This is a genomic window from uncultured Campylobacter sp. (genome assembly GCF_938045595.1).
Lineage (GTDB): Bacteria > Campylobacterota > Campylobacteria > Campylobacterales > Campylobacteraceae > Campylobacter_B.
Genome location: NZ_CALIBB010000101.1, coordinates 1 through 1,553, shown reverse-complemented (window position 1 = coordinate 1,553; position 1,553 = coordinate 1). Strand labels below are relative to the sequence as shown.

The window sequence follows — 1,553 nt, the reverse complement described above, 5'->3', positions numbered from 1 at the left end:
AATTCGACAAGGATTTCATCGTAGCGACGCCGAATTACAAGCGCTCGCTGCACAAAGAGCTAAAATCGCTCTACGAAGGCGCGTCGCAGAAGGAAGTCCGAATAAAAGCGCTAAAAAGGCTGGTTTATAGCTCGAAAAATTTAGGGCTCGACTCCTCGCCCTACGAAAAGGAGCTCGCGCGCCTAAATACAAAGAACGCGGATAAAACAAAGTCCAAAAGCTCTAGCGACGAGAGCAAACAAAACTCAAACTCCGCCGAAAAGAAAAGCTCTAAAAATTCCAAAAAAGCAAGCTCTGTTAGCAGCGAGGACTCCCAAGCTCCGGGCGGTTCCAAAACAAAGTCCGCAAAGAGCGAGAAAAGCTCCAAAGCGGAAAATTCCAAAAACTCTTCAAATTTAGCGGATAAAACCCCAAAAGCTTCCGCCTCGGAAAATTCTAAAAGCTCTAAAAACTCCTCCGCCAAAAAAACGCAATCTGCAAAAAACGCGGATCTAAGCTCGCTATCCAAAGAGGATCTGGAATTTTTGCGCTCCACTAGACCTAGCGGTGCGGATACCGCACAAGACGTGGATGAAATTTCATCCGATCGGCAAAGCAGCGAGGATGCCTCCGCAAAAAACGAAGAGGATGAGCCTAGCACGGAAAATAGTGAGCTTAGAAAAAGCAGCGTTAAAAAGGAGGATAAAAGCGCGAAGCTAGCGTTAAATTCCTTACGCTGCGATGCGAACGAGATCGTGCTTGAGTTTAACCGCGATCTGCAGCAGAGCGACTACAAGGATTTCACCATCGCGAGCAACGATCACTTTCGCTTCGTGATTGATTTTAGCGCACGCCAAAAGTCGCACAATACGCGGCTACAAGATAGCTTCGTAGGCGAGGTACGCATCTCGCAATACAACGACAAAACCGTGCGCGTCGTGCTTAGCGACGAGAAAAAATTTAACGCTAGCGTGCAGATCGACGGAAATTTAATGATTTTAAGCGCCGTCGAAAGCTCCAAGTCCGCAAAAGCCGCGCGCGCAGAAAAAAACAGAGATCAAAAATCAGGGCGCAAGCGCGGACGCGAGCAAGATAGCGAGCCGCAAATCAGCACGATAGAGGAATCAGGAGGCGCCAAATCGACCTCCGTGGCCGCCGGTAAAATTTACAAATCCACCAAGGGAAAGCTCATCGTAATCGATCCGGGTCACGGCGGCAGCGACTCGGGCGCAGTAGGAAACGGGCTGAAGGAAAAAAACGTCGTGCTGGCCACATCCAAAAAGCTTGGCGCGCTGCTTCAAAAGCGCGGCTACAGGGTCCTTTACACGCGCAGTACCGACGTTTTTATAAATCTGCGGTCGCGCACGATATTTGCCGGCAAAAAGAACGCCGATATGTTTATCTCGATCCACGCAAACGCCGCTCCTAACGCCAGCTCGGCATCCAGAATGAGCGGCGTGGAGACCTTTTTCTTAAGCCCGGCTAGAAGCGAGCGCAGTAAAAACGCCGCCGCGCTCGAAAACAGGGGCGATTTGGAGGATATGAATACCTTCTCGAAGCAGACCTTCCTAAAT

Annotated in this window: 1 protein-coding gene; it reads left to right on the top strand. The window is 49.9% G+C overall.

What is annotated here, in order from left to right; genetic code table 11:
• Window positions 1–1,553, top strand: a 1,553-nt coding sequence (locus Q0340_RS04215; protein WP_298082293.1) for an N-acetylmuramoyl-L-alanine amidase, incomplete at both ends; no start/stop codon positions are given.